Genomic DNA, 17,603 nt, shown 5'->3' with positions numbered 1-17,603 from the left:
ACCGGTTAGACCCGCAGCTCGGCGAAGATGTCGCGGGCCTCGGACCACGCGGCCCGGGCGGCCGAGGCGTCGCCCCGGGCCGAGTGGCAGTCGCCGAGGTGGGTCAGGGTGTCGGCCAGGAAGAAGCGTTCGCCGATCTCGCGGCACAGCCGGGCCGCCCGCTCGTAGTGGCCGATCGCCGCCGCGGGATCGCCGGAGTGCTCGCGGGCGTAGCCGAGGCTGCCCTGGGTGGCCGCCTCGCCGTCGCGATCGCCGGCCGCGCGAAACAGCGCGAGTGCCCGCTCGCAATGGTCGACCGCGAGACCGTGCTCGCCCAGCACAGCGTGGCACCAGCCGGCCGCGTTGAGCGCGCGGGCCGTGCCGACCGGGTCGTCGCCCGCCTCGTAGAGCCGCAAGGACGCGCGGGCGTGGTCGAGCGCCGTCCGCTGCTCCCCCATCCGGCCGTGGACGTCGGCCAGGAAGTGATGCGTCTGCGCCTCGCCGGTGCGATCGCCCAGCTCGCGGAAGACGCCGGCCGCGGTCAAGGCGTGTCGCCGGGCCTCGTCGTGGTGGTCCCGCATCAGGTGCGCGCGGGCCAGGCTGCGCAGCAACTGCGCTTCCGCCGTACGGTCACCGGTTCGTCTTGCCGCGTGGAGTCCGAGGTCGTCCAGCTCGAGCAGGTCGTTCCACCGGCCCCGGCGGACGGCGAAGTGGTCTCGGGCCCGGACCAGCCGCCACACGTGGCCGTCGAAGCCGGCCGGCCCGGCCCGGCGGATCAGCGCGGTCAGCACCGGGTCGTTCGCCATCAGCCAGCTCAGGGCGGCGGCGTCGTCGGCGATCTCGTCCACCACCACGCCGGGCTGCGGGGGCGGCGGGGTCAGCGGGGAAGGCGTGTGATTGAGCCGCATCGCGATGCAGGCGCCGTGCAGGTAGTGATCGAGCAGCCGGTGCAGGGCGTCCCGGCGGTCCGGCGCGGGCTCGTCGGCGCCGGCCAGTTCCCCCGCGTACGCCCGCAGCAGGTCATGCAGCTCGTAGCGGCCCGTCGGCGTCGGCGCCAGGATGTGGGCCCGCACCAGCTCGTCGAGCTGCGGCCCGGCGCCGGCCCCGGCCAGGCTCGTGGCCGCGTTCTCGGTGACCTCCGGACCGGGATGCAGCCCGAGCAGGCGGAACAGCCGGGCCGCAGCCGGGGTGAGAGTGCGGTACGACCACGAGAAGACCACCCGTACGTTGCTGCTGGCGTCGTGCCCGTCGAGCAGGTCGAGCCCGTCGCCGGTGCCGAGCTGACCGGCCAGGGCGGCCAGCGGCAGGTCAGGCCGGCTGGCCGCGTGCGCCGCCACGATGGCCAGCGCGATCGGCAGGTGGGCGCAGGCCGCGGTGAGCCGCCGCACCGCCTCGGGCTCGGCGTTCACCCGCGCGGCGCCCAGCCGCCGGGACAGCAGCGCGCGGGCGGCGGCCGGGTCGAGCAGGCCGACGGCGAGCGGCCGGGCCGTCTCGAGGGCGACCAGGCTGAGCAGCGGATCCCGGCTGGTGATCACGACGACCGAGCCCGGCCCGCCGGGCAGCAGCGGCCGCACCTGGTCGGCGTCGCGGGCGTTGTCCAGGATGATCAGCAGGCGGCGGCCGGCCACCAGCGTGCGGAACAGGGCCGACCGGTCGGGCAGCTCCCGGGGCACCTGCGAGCCGGGCACGCCGAGGGCCTCGAGGAAGCCGCGCAGGGCCTCCTCGGGTGGCACGACGGCTTCGTCCGGCCCGAAACCGGCCAGGTTGACGAAGAGCTGACCGCCGGGAAACCGATCCCGTACGCGGTGCGCCCAGTGCACCGCGAGGGCCGTCTTGCCGACGCCGGCCGTGCCCGAGAGCACCACCGGACGGTCGTCGGCGAGCGCCTCGTCCAGCCGGAACAGCTCGTCCTCGCGGCCGGTGAAGGCACCCACATCGGACGGCAGCTGGGCGGGCCCGGCGGCATCGGGAACGCCCGGGCCCGCGCCGGGCCGGCGGTTGCGGCGCAGCAACTCGACGTGCAGGTCCCGCACCGCGGCGCCGGGCTCGCTGCCGAACTCGTCGGCCACCGCCGAGCGCAGCCGCGCGTAGCACTCCAGCGCCTCGGCCACCCGGCCGCTGTCGTGCAGCGCCCGCATCAGCACCGCGGTCAGCCGTTCGGTCGTCGGGTGCTCGGCGGCGACCGTCCGGAGCTGGTCGACCACCGCCTCCGGGCGGCCCAGGCGCACCTCGGCCTCGGCCGCCTCGGCGATCAGGTCGAGCCGTTCGCGCTGCAACGTCTCGCGGACCCGGGCCGCCCACGCCCCGGTCAGCCCGGCCAGCGCGACCGGTTCCCAGCCGGCCAGGGCCCGCCGCAGCAGGGTCACGGCGCCCTCGTCGCCGGCGGCTTCCCGGGCGGCCGTGACCAGGCGTCGCGCGCGGTGCACATCGACGTCGTCGGCGGGCACCTCGATGCGGTAACCACCCGACGCGAACCGCAGCAGGCCGAGCGCACCGCCGAGCCGGCGCAGGCGAGCGGCGTACGGGGCAATGGGGTTGCTTGTGCGCGGCGCACGCTCGCCCCACACGCGGTCGACCAGCGTGGCGACCGGAACGCTGTGGCCCGGCGTCATCAGCAGGACCGCGACCACGCAGCGCTGCTTGGCCGGCCCCAGGTCGACGTCCACTTCGGCCGGTTGCCACCGCACGGGACCCAGCAGCCGCCAGGGCGCCGGATCGTCCGAGCGGCTGTCCACGCCGTCGAGCGAAACACGCGCACCCACCCGATGCAATCCGGAAGCAACTCCCCGACAATCGCCGACTTGCAGGCTGGGCGGGCCCGTACGACACGGGTCGTCCATCGAGGAGGAGCAATGAGGACATCGATCAAGGCCGCAGTCGCAGGTGCCACCGCCACGGCCGCGATGCTGGTGGCGACGCCCGGCACCGCGCTCGCCTACACGGAGTCGTGCACGGTGCAGCCGGGCAACAGCCACTGCAGCACCGGCAACGTGACGGCCAACGGCGGGCGGGTGACGGTGGCGACCTACAACGTGCAGAGCCGCAGCTACCGGCTCGACATCCGCGACGTGACCAACAACCGGATCGTCTACTCGACGTCCACCTCGGGGCAGGTGTACCGGACGATCGGCGGCGTCTACGCCACCTACCGGGCCGAGGTCTACTGCTTCAACAACTGCCCCGGACTGCAGGTCTCTCTCTGGAACTGACGCCCACCCGGTGCGGAACAGGTCCGGCCCCGAAGTCTCGCGGGGCCGGGCCCTCCACAGCCCCTAGCCGGCGCAGGCGGTCGTGATGGTCTCGGTCCACACACCGGGGTGGGTGAACCAGAAGTCGTGCGGGACGCCCGGCACCGTCGAGAAGCGGCCGTGCGGGACGAGGGCGGCCAACTGGGCCAGCGGCCATGACGGGCGGATGTCGTCGGCGGCCGCGATGAAGTGCATCGGCACCTCGCAGCCGGCCAGCGAGCGCCACAGCTCCGGCCGATGGATCCAGTCGGTGAACGACTCGCCGAGGGCCGCGTGCACGCCCGGGTCCCAAGCGATCTCGACCGCGGGTTCCGTGCCCTTGCCCTTCTCGTACGCGTCGGTCCACGTGCGATCACGCTGAGGTCCCCGACCGGCCACGCCGACCAGCGCCGTCACGGCCTCCGGACGCTCGACCGCGTAGCGCACACCCAGATCGCTGCCCCACGAATGCCCCACCACGATCCACGACCCGACACCGACCGCCGCCCGGATGCTTTCGAGGTCGGCGATGGCCTCCGCCATGGTGTGCGGGCCGCCACCCGACCGGCCGACCCCGCGCGGCTCCGGAAACCAGGCCCGGTGTCCCCGCGGCGCCAGGTCGTCACGCTCCAGATAGTGCACGCACCCGGGGCCACCGCTCAGCACGACGACGTCGGGCCCGCTGCCCGTCACGCCGACGTGCAACTCCACATCCCGTACGCGAATCATCCGCGACTCCACGCCCGCGAAGCTACCTCCGGAAAGCGGCCTCGTGCACCGGGTGGCGCGGTTAGCGTGGGTGAGTTCCGGGCCGCCCAGTCGTGAAGGCGTCAACCATGAGCATGGAGCTCCTGCTGGTCAAACTGACTCCCGAGCAGGCGGAGGCGGTCTCGGCGAACCCCGAGGTGCTGAACGAGCTCTTCGACGACCCGGACGATCTGCCGCCGCCGCTGTCGGCGCTCGACGACGAGGCGGACCTCCTCGAGCTCAACTACCTGCACGTCTCCGAATACCTCGACACCGAGGCCGACGAGAGCGCGTGGATGCGCAAGGCGGTCGACGGGGCCGGGACGAAGCTGGACGTCGATCTCGGGTACGAGACCGCCTGGCTGATCGGGCCGGCCGAGGTTCGCGAGATCACGGCCGGGATCGAACAGGACGGGTGGTTCGACCCGGACCCGCATATGAGCGGCGACCTGCAGGCCCTGGCCACCTTCTTCCGTACGGCGGCGGAGCAGGGACGCGCCGTCGCGGGCGGGATCGGATAGGTGCCGCGGCGACCCAGGCCTTGGGCCGAGGCCGTCAGCCGGTACGCCCTGCCGCACCTGCCGGGCGAGTGGCTCGTCAACGACGGCGGGCTGATCATGCGACCGGTCGGGCTGATCGCGCGGGGCATCACGCCGCAGCCCAGCCAGCCGCTGGTGATCCTGCATCCGCTCTATCTGCCGCTCGACGTGCTCGACACCGGGTGGAAGCTCGGTCACGAACTCCGGCTCCCCGAATACTTCACGAGCTTCCGTACGGTCGAGGACGGCGAGCACTACATGGCCCGTCTGGTGCCCGCCCTGCGCGAGGTCGTGCTCCCCTGGCTCGAGGAGAACGGCACGCTGGAGGGCTATCTGCGGCGCTGCCGCCGGGTCAGTGCGGGCCAGGACGTGTGGCACCTGTTCTTCCAGGCGGCGACGGCCGTTCTGCTGCGCCGCGACGCCGACGCCTCCGCGGATCTGGCCACCATCCAGCACATCGCGTCGCTCGACCTCGACGATCCGTACCCGTCGCCGTGGCTGCCGGCGCTGGCCGCCCAGGCCGCCGAACTGCGCGACCGGCTGCTGGCCGACCCCGCCGGGACGCGCGCTTGCCTGCTGGCGGGCGTGCCCGAGCAGCGCCGTCGCCGCGGGCTCCCGGAGACCGACGAAGATCGATAAGCTCGGCGGTCGATGCTGGTTCTCGGCTTGCTGCTCGTGCTCGCGGCGGTCGCCGGTGTCCTCAGCGGAGTGGTCGGCACCGGGTCGTCCCTGGTGCTCCTGCCGGCGTTGCTGTGGGCGTACGGGCCGCGGGTCGCGGTGCCTGTCATGGGGATCGCGGCGGTGCTGGGCAACATCGGCCGGGCCGTGGCCTGGTGGCGGCGGATCGCATGGCGGCCCACGCTGGCGTACGCGATTCCCGGCGTACCGGCCGCGGTTCTGGGCGCTCGGACCCTGCTGGCCATTCCGGAACGCGTGGCCGACGCGGCGATCGCGGTCTTCTTCGTGGCGATGATCGTGGCTCGTCGCCGTGGTGTCGTCGCGCGGTGGCGGTTCCGGTTGTGGCACATGGCGGTGGCGGGGGCGGTCGTCGGTTTTCTCACGGGCCTGCTGTTCTCCACCGGCCCGCTCAGCGTTCCGATCTTCACCGCGTACGGGCTGGGTGGTGGCTCTTTTCTCGGCAGTGAGGCGGCCAGTTCGCTGCTGCTGTACGCGGGCAAGCTCGCGACCTTCGGCGTGGCCGACGCCCTGACCGGGGCGGTGATCGTGCGGGGGCTGACGATCGGCGCCGCGCTCATGATCGGGTCGGTGGTGGCCCGGCGCATCGTCGAGCGGATCGGCGGCCACACGCACGAGATCCTGATCGACATCGTGCTGGCGATCGGCGCGGCGACGATGGTCCTGGCGATCCTCAACTAGGACGATAAGATGTAAACATGCTAAAAGGGATTAATCGGGCACTGGCCATCGTCTTCTTGGCCGCGCTTCTCGGCGGAAGCCCGGCACCCGCCTCGGCCAACGACGAGCAGCGGGAAAGTGTGCTGGTCAGCGGCACGGGGACGGTGTCCGGCACGCCCGACACGCTCGAGGCCGCCTTCGGGGTGGAGACCAGCGCGACCACGGTCGACGCGGCCATGAAGCAGGCCACCGCGGCGGCCACCCGCATGCGCGACACGCTCGTGAAGGGTGGCGTGACCAGGGCCGACCTGCAGACGTCGAACGTCAACGTCACGTCGATGCGCAAGGACGACGGCCCGATCACCGGCTACACGGTGAGCCAGGGGCTCACCGCGAAGATCCGGAAGCTGGCGAAGGCCGGCGCGCTCATGTCCGCCGCCGTGGCCGCCGGTGGCGACGCGGCCCGGCTCAGCGGGGTCTCGTTCTCGATCGACGACGACGCGGCGCTGCTGGCCCAGGCCCGCAAGAAGGCGTTCGCCGACGCCCGCGGCAAGGCCGAGCTGTACGCGCGCGAGGCGGGCCGGCCGCTGGGCCGGGTCGTGCGGGTGAACGAGGGCGGCCAGGTTTCGTGGCCGCAGGGCGGGCAGGACAGGTTCGCCGCGGCCGACGCGTCGATCCCGATCGAGCCCGGCCGTCAGCAGCTGTCGGTCACGGTCACCGTGGAATGGGCGCTCGACCCGCCGGCGACGCCGAAGGGCTGAACGCGACCATCGTCCGGGCGAGGACGACGCCGATCGGCACGGCCAGCACGATCAGCACCACGTCCTCGTCCCCGGGCCCGATCGGCGGGTGACCGGCCAGCGCGGTGAGCAGGCGGCCGCTCGGCAGCAGGGCACTGAGCAGGACGAGCGGCAGGAGCATCAGCGGGATCACGACGGCGGCGAGGGCGGCCCGGGCGCGCCCGGCGAGCAGGCCGATCAGCAGCACGGTGAACGCGAAGACGGCCAGCCAGCGGACGCCGCTCGGCTCGGGCAGGGCGTATCGCAGCAACCAGGGCGCCGCGACGGCCAGGGCGGCGGCTCTTGCTCCGGCCCCCGCGGCCAGGACGGCGGTCAACGCCAGCAGGGAACCGGTGGCGGCGCTGCCGAGGGCGAGGGCGGGCTCGGTGCCGGTCGGCGACTCGGTGGCCGTGGCCAGCCCCGATGCCACGGCGGCGACGATCGCCACGGCCAAGGGCACATTCGGTTCCCGTACGAAGGGAAGGGTCGTGACGACCGCCCAGCAGGCCAACCCGGCCGCGGTCGCACCGAGCGCGAGCCCGATGGTGGAAAGCCCGGCCCGGTCGATCGCGATGTCGGCCGCCAACCAGGCAACGCCCACACCCAAAGCGCCGTACGTCGTCCGGCGGCCGCCCTGGGCGAGCACGATCAGCACCAGCACGAGGGCGATCAGCGCGGCCCAGCGCAGTTCGCGAACCCAGTACGAGTTGTTGCCGGCGGGCTCGGTCAGCGGCCGGAACATGAGCGCCCACAGCACCGCCGCGGCGATCGGCACCGGCAGGAGCGTCAGACGCCGGGCCAGGGTCATGGCCGCACGCTACACCGCCAGCGCGTCGATGAACGACCGAGCCAGCCACTGCTCGTACTGGTCGAGGGTCCAGCCGCGATCGCCGACGAGCAGCTCGTAGACCTCGGGCGAGATCAGCGTCCAGACGATGTCGGTGGCCTGGCCCGGGTCGACGCCGGCGCGCAGGCCACCGATGTCGGTCAGATGCCGCACGACCCCGCCGGCCCCGAACATACGCTCGCGGTTGGTGGTCTCGCGGAACTCGGCCAGGTCGGGATCGCCCCCGCGGGCGGCGGCGAGCAGCCGGGCCAGCAGCGGGCCCGTCCGTCCGCTGACCAGCCGGGCCGCGTGCGCGTAGGCCGTGAGCGTGCCCTCGGCGGTGGTCGCGGCGTGCACGGCCCGGATCTCGGGGCGGTCGATCATCGGGATGGGCTCGTCGTCGCCGGCCAGCGTGACGTCGTACACGTCCTTGATCAGTGCCGCCTTGGTGCGGAACGTCTTGTAGACCGTCTCGGCCGAGACCCCCGCGCTCGCGGCCACGTCGCGCATGGTGACCGCGGCCGGCCCCCGCTCGACCAGCAGGCCGTGGGCGGCGTCGAGGACGCGACGACGGGTCAGGCGCGCCTGCTCGGCCCGGCGGCTGTTGTCGTATGGGCGACGCGTCATTGATTACCGTTCACTAGTATCGAATACTTCTCCACTGTATCCGATAACTCGTACGGAGGCATCATGCGCACCCTCGAAACCGACGTCTGCATCCGCTCCATGACGGTCATGGCGTCCGGCGACCTCGACGACCTGACCCCGATCGTCCACCCCCAGGCGACCAACCGGGAGGCCAAGGACGAGCCGCCCGCCTGCCGGGGCCAGGGCCCCGCCGCGTTCGCGGCCACCGCCCACTGGCTGCGCGCGGCGTTCACCGACCTGGCCTTCGAGGTCCACGACACCGTGGCCGACGGCGACCTGATCGCCGTGCACTGCACCATGTCCGGCCGGCACGTGGGCCCGTTCGTCTCCTACGACGCGCGCGGCGAGGTCTCCGGCGCGATGCCGCCGACGGGCCGCCCGTTCGCGATCACGCAGACCCACTGGTTCCGCATGAGAGACGGCCAGGTCCTCGAACACTGGGCCAACCGCGACGACTTCGGCCTGGCCCGCCAGCTCGGCTGGGTCCCACCCACACCGGCCTACCTGTGGCGGATGGCCCGCGCCAAGCGCCAGGCCATCCGCGCCGCGGCCCGGTGATCCGGGCTCTTTAGGCCGGACGGGTTTTCGCACCCCCTACGAAAGTCGGGGGTGCCGGGTGACCATCGGGTCGTGTGCTCGGGCGGGCTGATTCCTAGCGTTGTCGGGCATGTGGAGGAGAAAGCAATCCGCGGTGCTGGTTGCGCTGGCCGTGCTGGTGGTTCCCGCTCCGGCGTACGCGCAGGAGGGTTTGGACAGTGCTGCCGTCGAGCGGGTGGTCGACGGTTTCGCCGCGCGGGCGGGTTATCCGGGGGTCGCCGTCGCGATCACCAAGGGCGATCAGGTGCTGCACATGGCGGGCTACGGGCACGACTCGGGCGGGGCGGAGGTGAGCGCGGCGACGCCGATGCCGATCGCCTCGGTCAGCAAGTCGTTCACCGCGCTCGCGGTCATGCAGCTGGTCGACGCGGGGAAAGTGACGCTGGATGCGCCCGTGCGTGACTATCTGCCGGGCTTCCGGATCGACGATTCCCGGGGCGACCAGATCACCGTACGGCAGCTGTTGAATCAGACGTCCGGGATCACCGATCGCACGCTGCGGGAGAAGAGCCTGCCGCAGCCCGACTCGCTCGCGGCGGCCGTGGAGCGGGCCCGGGACGCGACGCCGGCCGGCGCGCCCGGCACCCGTCACGCGTACACGAACACGAACTATCACCTGGCCGCGCGGGTGGTCGAGGTCGTGTCGGGCGAACCGTTCGGCGGCTACCTGCAGCGGCACGTGTTCGGGCCGGCCGGCATGCCGGACACGATCGCGATCGCCCGGACGCCGCACGACCTGCCGCGGGGCCACACCTACGCGTACGGCGCTTCGATCGCCGCTGCCGAGCCCGACCGGTTCGTCGATGGCTCCGACGGCGTGATCACCACGGCGCGCGACATGGCCCGCTGGCTGGTCGTGCAGAACACCGGCGGCCTGGTCTCGAAGCAGAGCATGACCGCCATGCACACCGCGTCCGACCCGCGCTGGACGTACGGGATGGGCTGGGACACCAGCGGGGGCCGGCTCCACCACAACGGAATCTGGTTCACCGCCACGGCCAGCGCGCTGCTGCTGCCCTCCGGCCACGGCATCGCGGTGCTCGGCAACAGCGGCTTCAGCCTGGCCACCGGCGGCACCGACGCCCTGGCCGACGCGCTCGCGAGCCTGATCGAGACCGGCCGCCCGCCCGCACCCCCGGCCCCGACGCGGCTGATCGTGGATCTGGTGCTGGCCGCGCTGACGGTGCTGAGTGTGCTGCTCGGGGTGCGCCGGCTGCGCCGCGGGGGCCCTCTTGGGATGGCGGCTGTGCGGCTGCTGCCCCGCGCGGTGCCGTTGGTGCTGCTCGTCTCGCTCCCCTACCTGCTCGGCACGATCGTCGGCAACGGCCGCGACATCACCTTCCGGCAGCTCACCTACACCGTGCCCGCGCTGGTGGTGTGGGTCGCCGTGGCCGCCCTGCTCAACGTCGGCACGATCGTCGCCCGCGTGGCGGCGAGGTTACGAGGTGGTGGGCTAGTTTCAGACGATGCCCCGCGTCCTGAAACTCGTGAAGCGCAAGCTCAACGGCAATGAGGGAAGCTGGCTCGCCTATCACCTCGGTGACGACGAGGGCGGCTCCTGGCTGTTCCATCCCGAGGGCACGACCTATACGGGCCGGTGGGCCGACGGCCGCGAGGCCACGTGCTTCTCCGGAGTTCCCGAGGAACCAGGCTGCGCCGTCCTTTATTTCGCGCCGCATCAGGGCGGTTGGGTCGCTGCGTGGAGGCGGACACCTCACACTGCGATCACCGTCGATTTGTCCCGTCCCATGACGCGAAGCGGGGACGTGTGGAGCTTCGTCGACCTCGAGCTCGACCTCTGGCACCGGCCGGACGACGACGACACCGACCCCGGCCCCAGGTTCAGCCGGCACGGCCGGACAGTCGGCATCGCCGACGACGACGAACTCGACGACGCCGTCCACCGGGAATGGATCACAGCAGGTGAGGCGGCACAGACACGAAACGAGGCACGGTACGTCGCCGACTTGATCCTCGACGGAATCCGGCCCTTCACTCAGGCTGCGTGGGAACGCTTCGAGCGGGCGGTCGACCGGGGGCTGCCGGCTCCCCTTTGAACGCGTCGAAGCTCAGGGCGGCCCGGGTACGCGCGGCCAGCTGACGATCGTCGGAGGTCAGCAGCTCTTCGATGATCGGGCGCAGCGGGCCCGGACGGCCCCCGGTGGCCGCGAACAGCGTCGCCCCGAGCGCAACCAGATCGCAGGCGGCGGCGCCCGGGGCCGGCTGCAGCAGGGCGACTCGGCCGTCGTCGTGCAGATAGACCGTGCCGGGATGCAGATTGCCGTGCCCGGCTTGCTCGAGGATGTCCAGCAGTTGCAGAGCGATCGCCCGCACACTGGCCACCGGGAGCGGGCCGTCCTCGCGCAGAACGTTCGCCAGCGTACGGCCGACCGCCGGGGCGTACGAAACAACTGTCATGCCGGAGACGATCCTCCGCCACCGGGGCCGCTGTCGTCAGGGCGAGCCCCCAACCGGACTACCGGCTAGCGGTAATTCCCCGCGCCGCTGACCGCCCGGCGCATCTCCGTCAGCAACCCTGCCCGGGAAAAAGCCCGGCGGCTCGGCGCGGCTAGAAGCGCATGGCTCGAGACTATCTTCAGACGGATGCGGCTACATCCGGGTGAGATCGAGGCCGGTGGCTGGCGGGTTGCTACGGCGGACGACGTCGTGCGGCGGCTGTTCGAGGCGGCGGGCGAGGTCACGGGGCGGCCGCGGATCATCGCGATCGACGGTCGCGGGGGCGCCGGCAAGACGACGCTCGCGGAGAGACTGCGTACGGCTGTGCCGGGGTCGGCGATCGTGCACACCGACGACGTGGCATGGAATCTGGCCTACTTCGACTGGGGTGGCGCGCTGGCCGAACACATCTTGGCGCCCCTGCACCGCGGCGAGGCCGTGGACTTCCGGCCGCGGGCCTGGGTCGCTCACGACCGGCCGGGGTCGATCCGGGTGCCGGCCGGGGCGCCGGTCGTGTGGGTCGAGGGCACCGGCGTGATCCGTACGGAGTTGGCGCCTTGGCTCGATGCCACGGTCTATCTGCAGGGCGACCTCGACGAGCAGGAACGGCTGCTCACCGCGCGTGACGGCGACTCGCCCGAGCAGCGCGAGCACATCGCGAACTGGCTGGCCGAGGAGCTGCCGTTCCTGCTGCGCGAGCAGCCGTGGGCCCGCGCCACCCTGCTCGTCGCCGGCCCGTCCGCCGAACAAGAAGTCACGGGCACGTCCGCCGAACAAGGAGTCACGGGACCGTCCGCCGAACGAAGGGTCGCCGGCCCGTCCGCCGAGCTCAGGGTCGCCGAGCCGGTGCCGGAGCGGGACGGTGTGCTGGTGCTCGGCGGAGCGGGCGTGGACCACGTCGTACAGGTGCCGCAGTTGCCCCTGCCGCTGGCCGACAGCATCCATTCCACTGTGCACACCCGCGCCGGGCAGACCGGCGATTTCGTGGCGCTGGGCCTGCACGCGCTGGGCCTGCCGACCACGCACCTCGACGTGATCGGCGACGACCCCGAGGGCAACCTGGTTCGCGAGCTGCACGACCGGCAGGGCATACCGTTCCACTCGATCATCACCCCGCAGGGCACCAAACGGTCGGTCAACCTGGTCGACCCGCACGGCCGCCGCCTTTCCCTGTACGACTCGAGCCGCGGCGCGGGCGGCGTCACGTTCCCGCCCGACCTGCTGGCCACGCTCGCGGGACGCGCCCGGCACGCGCACGTCTCGATCACCGAACCCTGCGCCGAGGCGATCCCCGCCCTGGCCGCGGCCGGGCTGACGATCTCGACCGACCTGCACGACTGGGACGGCGCCGACGACTACCACCGCGCGTTCGCGGAACGGGCCGACATCGTGTTCCTGTCCACGGCCAACCTCACCGACCCCGAGGCCGCGATGCGCTCACTGGCCGGCCCCCGCGTGGTCGTGGCCATGGCCGGCGCACAGGGTGGATATGTGCTCGCCGACGACCGCATCCGCCCGTACGGCCCGGCCACCCCACCGGGCGAGGTCCGCGACACCAACGGCGCCGGGGACGCCTTCGTGGCCGGCTTCCTGCTGGGCCGGCTGACCGGCGAGCCGCTCGACCGCTGCCTGCGATTCGGAGCGATCGCGGGCGCGCATGCCTGCACCGTGCCGGCCACCCGGGTCGATCCGATCGACCGCGCCACGCTGACGGGTCGCCTCTGAGGGCCCACGCTGTAGGGCTTGCGGGCGGGGCGCACACTCCGGGCATGCTGTGGAGACGGCGTGCGGAGTGCCCGGTGCGGCCGGTCGAACAGGAGTGGATCGACCGGTCGATGGACTGGTTCGTGGCCGAGTTCGGCCCGCGTCAGCTGAGGGCCGAAGTTGTCCTGCCGACCGACGACTACTTCCCCGGCGCCTATCGCGGCTCCCGCGAGGATGTCCAAGCGGTCCTGCGAAAGCTCTGCGCCCACATGCGGATCGACCCGGCCCGGATCGAGGTCGAGCATGACGAGGCCGACGACAACCCGGAACTGTCGGCGCACGTCCCGATCCACCAGGCCGGGTCGGGCGCGGCCGGGCATTTCCGGGTTCGCGACGGCAAGATTGTCATCGGGATCCGGGACGACCAGGCGGCCCGGCCGATGGCACTGGTGGCGACCATCGCGCACGAGCTGGGGCACGTGCTGCTGCTGGGTGACGGCCGGATCTCGGACCGGCGCCAGGATCACGAGCCGTTGACCGACCTGCTGACCATCTTCTACGGCCTCGGCATCTTCAGCGCCAACTCGGCCTTCGACTTCTCGCAGGTGGTCCGTGGCGACTACAGCTACGACCAGACCAGCCGGCTCGGTTACCTGACCGAGCCGATGTACGGCTACGGCCTGGCCCGATACGCGTGGCTGCGCGGCGAGCCGGACCCGGCCTGGGCCCGGCACCTCGACACCAACCCCCGTACGTTCCTCAAACGCGGCCTGCGCTTCCTCAGCGCTCAGTCGTCTCCACCCGCGCGATCAGCTCCTTGAGCCGCCCGATCTCGTCGGCCAGCGCGGTGGCGCCGCTGCCGGTCAGCGTGATCCACGTGCGGCCGCGGCGGCCCTCGTAGCCCTTCTCCACCTCGATCAGGCCGGCCTCCTCGAGCACGCTCAGATGCTTGGAGAGGTTGCCCGCGGTCAGCTCCAGATGGGATTTCAGATAGCCGAACTCGACCCGGCGCGCCTCGTGCGTGATCGTCAGAATTCCCAGCCGTACGCGTTGGTGCACCACCTCGTCGAGGCCGGTGACCGGGTGTGCGGCGTCCTCGGCGCCGGTCACGGCCGTCACCGGCGCCGCCGGGCCGCGACCCGGAAGCCGAGCGCACCCAGCAGCAGCACGAGCCCGACGACGACCTGCGGCGCGGCCATCTCGGCGCGCAGACCCCAGCCGAACAGCGAAAGACCGTTGTTCGTCGGCAGCACCAGCACCAGCACGAGGAAGGCCAGGCTGAACAGCAGCAACGCGCGGTTGCGTTCGAGCCAGGCCAGCACGAGCAGCACGATACCGATCGTGCCCCAGGGCATGACCAGCCGGTCGAGCACGAAGGCCCAATACGGCAGCGGGTCGGGGAACGGGCCGTCGCCCAGATACAGCTGCACGGCGATCCAGCCGGCCGGGAACACGACGGCAGTGGCGGCACCGGTGATCGCGTACGGGAGGACGCGGGTGCCCACGCCGCGCGCCCGGGCGGCTCGCACGTAGATCACGGCGATGGCCGCGTAGGCCAGCACCATGGCCGCCGGCCAGTAGTAGAGCATGCCCCGGCGCGCGAACTCGCAATTGCCGTCGGGCCCGCAGGTGACCTTCATGCCGAACCAGTCGAACGGAATAGCGACGAAGACGGCCGCCGCCAGCACCAGCAACGCGGCCCAGGTCATGCGCTGATCAAGCCGTACGCGGTGGGAGAGCGCACGCATCTCGGAGAGCAACCGGCGCGGATCCCCGGCAGCCGGAATCGAGTTAGCTGTCATGCCAATAGGTTTCCACAGCAAACCGATTTGCGCCAGCAGCTCTTGCGGACGCGAGCACCCGCAAGCCGGCAACACCCGGACGGCTTCCTTACCGAGCGTCGTCGCGGGGTCGTCGCCGAGCACTAACGCCTGCGTTCCTCCGACGTCGATCACGTCGAGGAAGACCTTCGTCGAGCAGGTCGACGGCCTGACTCGCCGCTGGTCACGCATGGGCTGAGCCTGTCCTTCAGCTCCGGGCCGGTCGAAGGCAACGTCAACCGGATCCAGATGATCAAGCAGCAGAGGTATGGCCGAGCCGGCTTCGACCTGCTGCGGAAACGCGTCCTGCTGGCGGGCTGATCAACAGCCGAGCCGAGCAGCACTACGCTTTCCGCATGCGCTACCTCACCCGGCAGTTCGCGATCGGCGCCCTGCGCCGCGGGAACGGCATCGAGCAGTTCCTCGGCGGTGCTGAGATCGACGGCGAGCCCGCCATACGATGGGTGGCGATCAGCCCCATGAACAGGCAGTACCGCATCTCGCTGCACACCGTGCAAGACCCTGATGACGACCAGGTAGGCGACCTGGCCAACCTCATATCGCTCAACCTTGTCGATGAGGCGTACGTTGGCGAAGGCCGCGAACTGGGCCTCAAAGAAGACGAGGAAGAAGCGATATCGCTCGCCGAACATTTGATGGACGCCCGCCCGGACCGCTGGGTCAACCATGCGGTAGCCGGCGAGGAGTACATCGACTACGTCAGGGCCCGGAGAGATCCTGCCCGATCGAGGTAGCCCACAAGACGATCGCTCCGATGCGGACCATGCCGCGGAAACTACGACGTATCCCCGCATGCAGCCGGGCAAGTCGTGCCAGCCCCGAAGGTCGAAGTCAACTACAGGTTGATGACGTAGAAGAGCAGGTCGCCACGTTCGTCGCGTTCAGTGCGGTCGACATGCATGCCGAGGCCGGTGGCAATTCGGCGCGACACGTGGTTGTGCGGCCGAATGCTGGCCCACACCCGCGTCAACCGGGCGGCCCGGCACTGCTCGAGCACGGCCCCGGCCGCCTCACCGGCGTAGCCGCGACCCCGCTGAGACGCCTGAATCAGGTAGCCGATCTCCGGCTCCTCGAAGCCCGTACGCCCCGCCAGCATCCCGCAATTGCCGATCAGCCGGCCCGTTTCGGAGCTGCGCAGTGCATACCAGCACAGGCCGTGCTCACGCTGCGCGGCCAAGCGGTGGGCGATCCAGCGCTCGGTCTGCTTGAAGGCGGTGAACGGCCCCGATCCGATCGTGTGCGTGTCCGGGTCGGCGAACAACTCATGCAGCTCGACGGCGTCACCGGCCGTGAAGGCGTCGAGCCTGAGGCGCGCAGTGCGCAGCGACGACAGCATCATGCCCAGCAATCTCTCACGTGGGCCTAGGGTGGCGGCATGAGCGTCGACCTCTTCGCGGGCCTGTCCGTTCGGGACTACGCCACCGCGGCCGCCTGGTATGAGCGGCTGCTCGGCGGCCCGCCGTCGTTTCTGCCCAATGACACCGAGGCCGTGTGGGAACTCGCCGAGAATCGCTACGTGTACATCGAGGTGCGCCCCGAGCACGCCGGGCACGGCCTGGTCACCGTCTTCCTGAGCGACTTCGACGAGCGCCTGGCCGAGATCGCCGTAAGGGGTCTGGAGCCCGACACACGCGAGACCTACGACAACGGCGTGCGCAAGGCGATCTTCCGCGACCCCGACGGCAACGAGATCGGCTTCGGCGGCGGCCCCCTCTAGGGAGCGACAGAGGTGGTAACGGGGGTCTCGGCGCGGCGCCAGCGAGTGGACACGGCCGGGGCCTTCTTGGCGACCGGACGGCGTACGGCGGCCTCGCCCCGGTTGGGCAGCGACAGCCGGAACACCTTGTACCAGGCCGAGGCGACCTGCTTGGGCAGCGGCCCGCTGGTGTAGGAGAGCCCGTACCGCTGGAACAGGTCCTGGATCTTGGGGGCGATCTCCTTGTAGCGGTTGCTCGGCATGTCCGGGAACAGGTGGTGCTCGATCTGGTGCGACAGGTTGCCGGTCATCAGGTGCATGGCCTTGCTGCCGCTGATGTTGGCCGAGCCGAGCATCTGCCGCAGATACCACTCGCCGCGGGTCTCGCCCTCGATCGACGTCTTCTCGAACGTCTCGACGCCATTGGGGAAGTGGCCGCACATGATGACCGAGTGGCTCCACACGTTGCGGATCAGGTTGGCCGTGAAGTTGGCCGCGATCGTGTGCAGGAACGACGGGCCGCTCAGGGCCGGGTGCACGACGTAGTCCTTGAGCACCTGCTTGCCGATCTTGTTGCGCACCTTCTTGAGCGCGGCGCGGAACTTCGGGTCCCGCCGGCGTTCCTTGGTCTGCAGATTGCGGCCCAGTTCGAGGTCGTACGCGGCGATGCCGTACTCGAAGAAGCACGCGTTGATGAAGTTGTAGAACGGCTGGCCCAGGTGCGCCGGGTGCCACTTCTGGTCCTCGTCGACGCGCATGATGCCGTAGCCGAGGTCGTTGTCGCGGCCGATCACGTTCGTGTACGTGTGGTGCAGCTCGTTGTGCGAGTGCTTCCACTGCTCGGCCGGGGAGGCGTGGTCCCACTCCCACTTCGTCGAGTGGATCTTCGGGTCGCGCATCCAGTCCCACTGGCCGTGCATGATGTTGTGGCCGATCTCCATGTTCTCCAGGATCTTGGCCACCGACAGCCCGGCCGTGCCGACCAGCCAGGCCGGCGGGAAGATCGAGAACAGCAGCACGCCGCGACTGCCCAGCTCCAGCCCCCGCTGCCAGGCGATAACCCGCCGGATGTACGCGGCGTCCTTCTCGCCTCGGCTGCCCATCACCTCGTCACGGATGGCGTCGAGCTCGATGCCGATCTGCTCGATGTCTTCCGGCGTGAGGTGGGCGATCGGGCTGGACTGCTGGCGCTGGATAGTCGTCATAT

The 17,603-nt window shown here is 71.2% G+C and carries 21 protein-coding genes; 12 read left to right on the top strand and 9 right to left on the bottom strand.

Features of this window, described 5'->3' with window-relative positions; genetic code table 11:
* Positions 1-5: 5 nt before the first annotated feature.
* Complete coding sequence (locus JKJ07_RS16370; protein ID WP_202992378.1) at positions 6-2,714, bottom strand: AfsR/SARP family transcriptional regulator; 2,709 nt, start codon at positions 2,712-2,714, stop codon at positions 6-8.
* A 117-nt stretch (positions 2,715-2,831) separates the two neighbouring features.
* On the opposite strand from JKJ07_RS16370, the gene JKJ07_RS16365 reads away from it, so the two are divergent.
* Positions 2,832-3,188: a hypothetical protein gene (locus JKJ07_RS16365; protein WP_202992377.1), complete on the top strand. Its 357-nt coding sequence runs from the start codon at positions 2,832-2,834 to the stop codon at positions 3,186-3,188.
* 63 nt (positions 3,189-3,251) lie between these two features.
* Here JKJ07_RS16365 and JKJ07_RS16360 read toward each other — a convergent pair whose 3' ends face one another.
* Complete coding sequence (locus JKJ07_RS16360; RefSeq protein ID WP_202992376.1) at positions 3,252-3,947, bottom strand: alpha/beta fold hydrolase; 696 nt, start codon at positions 3,945-3,947, stop codon at positions 3,252-3,254.
* A 95-nt stretch (positions 3,948-4,042) separates the two neighbouring features.
* Here JKJ07_RS16360 and JKJ07_RS16355 point away from each other — a divergent pair, with 95 nt between their 5' ends.
* From JKJ07_RS16355 to JKJ07_RS16340, 4 genes are read left to right on the top strand one after another with little or no spacing between them, the layout of a single operon-like run.
* Entirely contained in the window at positions 4,043-4,474 is a 432-nt protein-coding gene (locus JKJ07_RS16355; RefSeq protein ID WP_202992375.1) for a hypothetical protein, read from the top strand.
* Positions 4,475-5,131, top strand: a complete 657-nt coding sequence (locus JKJ07_RS16350) for a hypothetical protein (protein ID WP_202992374.1) — start codon at positions 4,475-4,477, stop codon at positions 5,129-5,131. It abuts the gene before it with no gap.
* 12 nt (positions 5,132-5,143) lie between these two features.
* On the top strand, positions 5,144-5,869 hold the full coding sequence (locus JKJ07_RS16345; RefSeq protein ID WP_202992373.1) for a sulfite exporter TauE/SafE family protein: 726 nt from the start codon (positions 5,144-5,146) through the stop codon (positions 5,867-5,869).
* Between the two features lie 17 nt (positions 5,870-5,886).
* Positions 5,887-6,609, top strand: coding sequence for an SIMPL domain-containing protein (locus tag JKJ07_RS16340; protein ID WP_202992372.1), 723 nt, complete (start codon positions 5,887-5,889; stop codon positions 6,607-6,609).
* On the opposite strand, the gene JKJ07_RS16335 is transcribed toward JKJ07_RS16340, so the two are convergent.
* The gene (locus JKJ07_RS16335) at positions 6,563-7,435 is read right to left on the bottom strand and encodes a hypothetical protein (protein WP_202992371.1); all 873 of its coding nucleotides are present in this window, start codon (positions 7,433-7,435) and stop codon (positions 6,563-6,565) included. The genes JKJ07_RS16340 and JKJ07_RS16335 overlap by 47 nt on opposite strands.
* A gap of 9 nt (positions 7,436-7,444) precedes the next feature.
* Entirely contained in the window at positions 7,445-8,080 is a 636-nt protein-coding gene (locus JKJ07_RS16330) for a TetR/AcrR family transcriptional regulator (protein ID WP_202992370.1), read from the bottom strand.
* A gap of 63 nt (positions 8,081-8,143) precedes the next feature.
* Here JKJ07_RS16330 and JKJ07_RS16325 point away from each other — a divergent pair, with 63 nt between their 5' ends.
* The 3 genes from JKJ07_RS16325 (at position 8,144) to JKJ07_RS16315 (ending at position 10,755) form a co-directional block, all read left to right on the top strand.
* Positions 8,144-8,659 (top strand): ester cyclase, encoded by a 516-nt coding sequence (locus JKJ07_RS16325; protein WP_236029002.1) that lies wholly within the window; start codon positions 8,144-8,146, stop codon positions 8,657-8,659.
* A 109-nt stretch (positions 8,660-8,768) separates the two neighbouring features.
* On the top strand, positions 8,769-10,211 hold the full coding sequence (locus JKJ07_RS16320; RefSeq protein WP_202992369.1) for a serine hydrolase domain-containing protein: 1,443 nt from the start codon (positions 8,769-8,771) through the stop codon (positions 10,209-10,211).
* Positions 10,165-10,755 carry a DUF402 domain-containing protein gene (locus JKJ07_RS16315; protein WP_202992368.1) on the top strand — a complete coding sequence of 197 codons (591 nt, stop codon included), beginning with the start codon at positions 10,165-10,167 and terminating at the stop codon, positions 10,753-10,755. The genes JKJ07_RS16320 and JKJ07_RS16315 overlap by 47 nt, the downstream gene beginning before the upstream one ends.
* On the opposite strand, the gene JKJ07_RS16310 is transcribed toward JKJ07_RS16315, so the two are convergent.
* The gene (locus JKJ07_RS16310) at positions 10,691-11,116 is read right to left on the bottom strand and encodes a protein kinase family protein (protein WP_202992367.1); all 426 of its coding nucleotides are present in this window, start codon (positions 11,114-11,116) and stop codon (positions 10,691-10,693) included. The two genes, JKJ07_RS16315 and JKJ07_RS16310, sit on opposite strands and share 65 nt — an antisense overlap.
* A gap of 186 nt (positions 11,117-11,302) precedes the next feature.
* Here JKJ07_RS16310 and JKJ07_RS49860 point away from each other — a divergent pair, with 186 nt between their 5' ends.
* Positions 11,303-12,880 carry a PfkB family carbohydrate kinase gene (locus JKJ07_RS49860; RefSeq protein ID WP_236029001.1) on the top strand — a complete coding sequence of 526 codons (1,578 nt, stop codon included), beginning with the start codon at positions 11,303-11,305 and terminating at the stop codon, positions 12,878-12,880.
* A 44-nt stretch (positions 12,881-12,924) separates the two neighbouring features.
* The gene (locus tag JKJ07_RS16295; protein ID WP_202992366.1) at positions 12,925-13,680 is read left to right on the top strand and encodes a hypothetical protein; all 756 of its coding nucleotides are present in this window, start codon (positions 12,925-12,927) and stop codon (positions 13,678-13,680) included.
* Here the strand turns inward: JKJ07_RS16295 and JKJ07_RS16290 are convergent.
* Complete coding sequence (locus JKJ07_RS16290; protein ID WP_202992365.1) at positions 13,640-13,978, bottom strand: transcriptional regulator; 339 nt, start codon at positions 13,976-13,978, stop codon at positions 13,640-13,642. The two genes, JKJ07_RS16295 and JKJ07_RS16290, sit on opposite strands and share 41 nt — an antisense overlap.
* Entirely contained in the window at positions 13,975-14,661 is a 687-nt protein-coding gene (locus tag JKJ07_RS16285) for a hypothetical protein (protein ID WP_202992364.1), read from the bottom strand. The genes JKJ07_RS16290 and JKJ07_RS16285 overlap by 4 nt, the downstream gene beginning before the upstream one ends.
* A 374-nt stretch (positions 14,662-15,035) precedes the next feature.
* On the opposite strand from JKJ07_RS16285, the gene JKJ07_RS16280 reads away from it, so the two are divergent.
* Positions 15,036-15,434 carry a hypothetical protein gene (locus JKJ07_RS16280; protein ID WP_202992363.1) on the top strand — a complete coding sequence of 133 codons (399 nt, stop codon included), beginning with the start codon at positions 15,036-15,038 and terminating at the stop codon, positions 15,432-15,434.
* A gap of 101 nt (positions 15,435-15,535) precedes the next feature.
* Here the strand turns inward: JKJ07_RS16280 and JKJ07_RS16275 are convergent, their stop codons facing one another.
* Positions 15,536-16,039 (bottom strand): GNAT family N-acetyltransferase, encoded by a 504-nt coding sequence (locus JKJ07_RS16275; protein ID WP_202992362.1) that lies wholly within the window; start codon positions 16,037-16,039, stop codon positions 15,536-15,538.
* 36 nt (positions 16,040-16,075) lie between these two features.
* Between JKJ07_RS16275 and JKJ07_RS16270 the strand changes: the two genes are divergently transcribed.
* Positions 16,076-16,417: a VOC family protein gene (locus JKJ07_RS16270; protein WP_202992361.1), complete on the top strand. Its 342-nt coding sequence runs from the start codon at positions 16,076-16,078 to the stop codon at positions 16,415-16,417.
* Here JKJ07_RS16270 and JKJ07_RS16265 read toward each other — a convergent pair.
* Positions 16,414-17,601, bottom strand: coding sequence for a fatty acid desaturase family protein (locus tag JKJ07_RS16265; RefSeq protein WP_202992360.1), 1,188 nt, complete (start codon positions 17,599-17,601; stop codon positions 16,414-16,416). The genes JKJ07_RS16270 and JKJ07_RS16265 overlap by 4 nt on opposite strands.
* Positions 17,602-17,603: the final 2 nt, after the last annotated feature.

This window comes from Paractinoplanes lichenicola, from assembly GCF_016785085.1.
Classification (GTDB): Bacteria; Actinomycetota; Actinomycetes; order Mycobacteriales; family Micromonosporaceae; genus Actinoplanes; species Actinoplanes lichenicola.
This window is presented reverse-complemented; position numbering and strand designations above follow the sequence as displayed.

What these genes read in the sequence shown, in the direction of transcription:
- JKJ07_RS16320 (WP_202992369.1), top strand. Translation starts at nt 8,769, where the DNA reads ATGTGGAGGAGAAAGCAATCCGCGGTGCTGGTTGCGCTGGCCGTGCTG.
- JKJ07_RS16325 (WP_236029002.1), top strand. Translation starts at nt 8,144, where the DNA reads ATGCGCACCCTCGAAACCGACGTCTGCATCCGCTCCATGACGGTCATG.
- JKJ07_RS16365 (WP_202992377.1), top strand. Translation starts at nt 2,832, where the DNA reads ATGAGGACATCGATCAAGGCCGCAGTCGCAGGTGCCACCGCCACGGCC.
- JKJ07_RS16310 (WP_202992367.1), bottom strand. Translation starts at nt 11,116, where the DNA reads ATGACAGTTGTTTCGTACGCCCCGGCGGTCGGCCGTACGCTGGCGAAC.
- JKJ07_RS16285 (WP_202992364.1), bottom strand. Translation starts at nt 14,661, where the DNA reads ATGACAGCTAACTCGATTCCGGCTGCCGGGGATCCGCGCCGGTTGCTC.
- JKJ07_RS16270 (WP_202992361.1), top strand. Translation starts at nt 16,076, where the DNA reads ATGAGCGTCGACCTCTTCGCGGGCCTGTCCGTTCGGGACTACGCCACC.
- JKJ07_RS16345 (WP_202992373.1), top strand. Translation starts at nt 5,144, where the DNA reads ATGCTGGTTCTCGGCTTGCTGCTCGTGCTCGCGGCGGTCGCCGGTGTC.
- JKJ07_RS16340 (WP_202992372.1), top strand. Translation starts at nt 5,887, where the DNA reads ATGCTAAAAGGGATTAATCGGGCACTGGCCATCGTCTTCTTGGCCGCG.
- JKJ07_RS49860 (WP_236029001.1), top strand. Translation starts at nt 11,303, where the DNA reads ATGCGGCTACATCCGGGTGAGATCGAGGCCGGTGGCTGGCGGGTTGCT.
- JKJ07_RS16295 (WP_202992366.1), top strand. Translation starts at nt 12,925, where the DNA reads ATGCTGTGGAGACGGCGTGCGGAGTGCCCGGTGCGGCCGGTCGAACAG.
- JKJ07_RS16265 (WP_202992360.1), bottom strand. Translation starts at nt 17,601, where the DNA reads ATGACGACTATCCAGCGCCAGCAGTCCAGCCCGATCGCCCACCTCACG.
- JKJ07_RS16330 (WP_202992370.1), bottom strand. Translation starts at nt 8,080, where the DNA reads ATGACGCGTCGCCCATACGACAACAGCCGCCGGGCCGAGCAGGCGCGC.
- JKJ07_RS16335 (WP_202992371.1), bottom strand. Translation starts at nt 7,435, where the DNA reads ATGACCCTGGCCCGGCGTCTGACGCTCCTGCCGGTGCCGATCGCCGCG.
- JKJ07_RS16355 (WP_202992375.1), top strand. Translation starts at nt 4,043, where the DNA reads ATGAGCATGGAGCTCCTGCTGGTCAAACTGACTCCCGAGCAGGCGGAG.
- JKJ07_RS16275 (WP_202992362.1), bottom strand. Translation starts at nt 16,039, where the DNA reads ATGATGCTGTCGTCGCTGCGCACTGCGCGCCTCAGGCTCGACGCCTTC.
- JKJ07_RS16315 (WP_202992368.1), top strand. Translation starts at nt 10,165, where the DNA reads ATGCCCCGCGTCCTGAAACTCGTGAAGCGCAAGCTCAACGGCAATGAG.
- JKJ07_RS16280 (WP_202992363.1), top strand. Translation starts at nt 15,036, where the DNA reads ATGCGCTACCTCACCCGGCAGTTCGCGATCGGCGCCCTGCGCCGCGGG.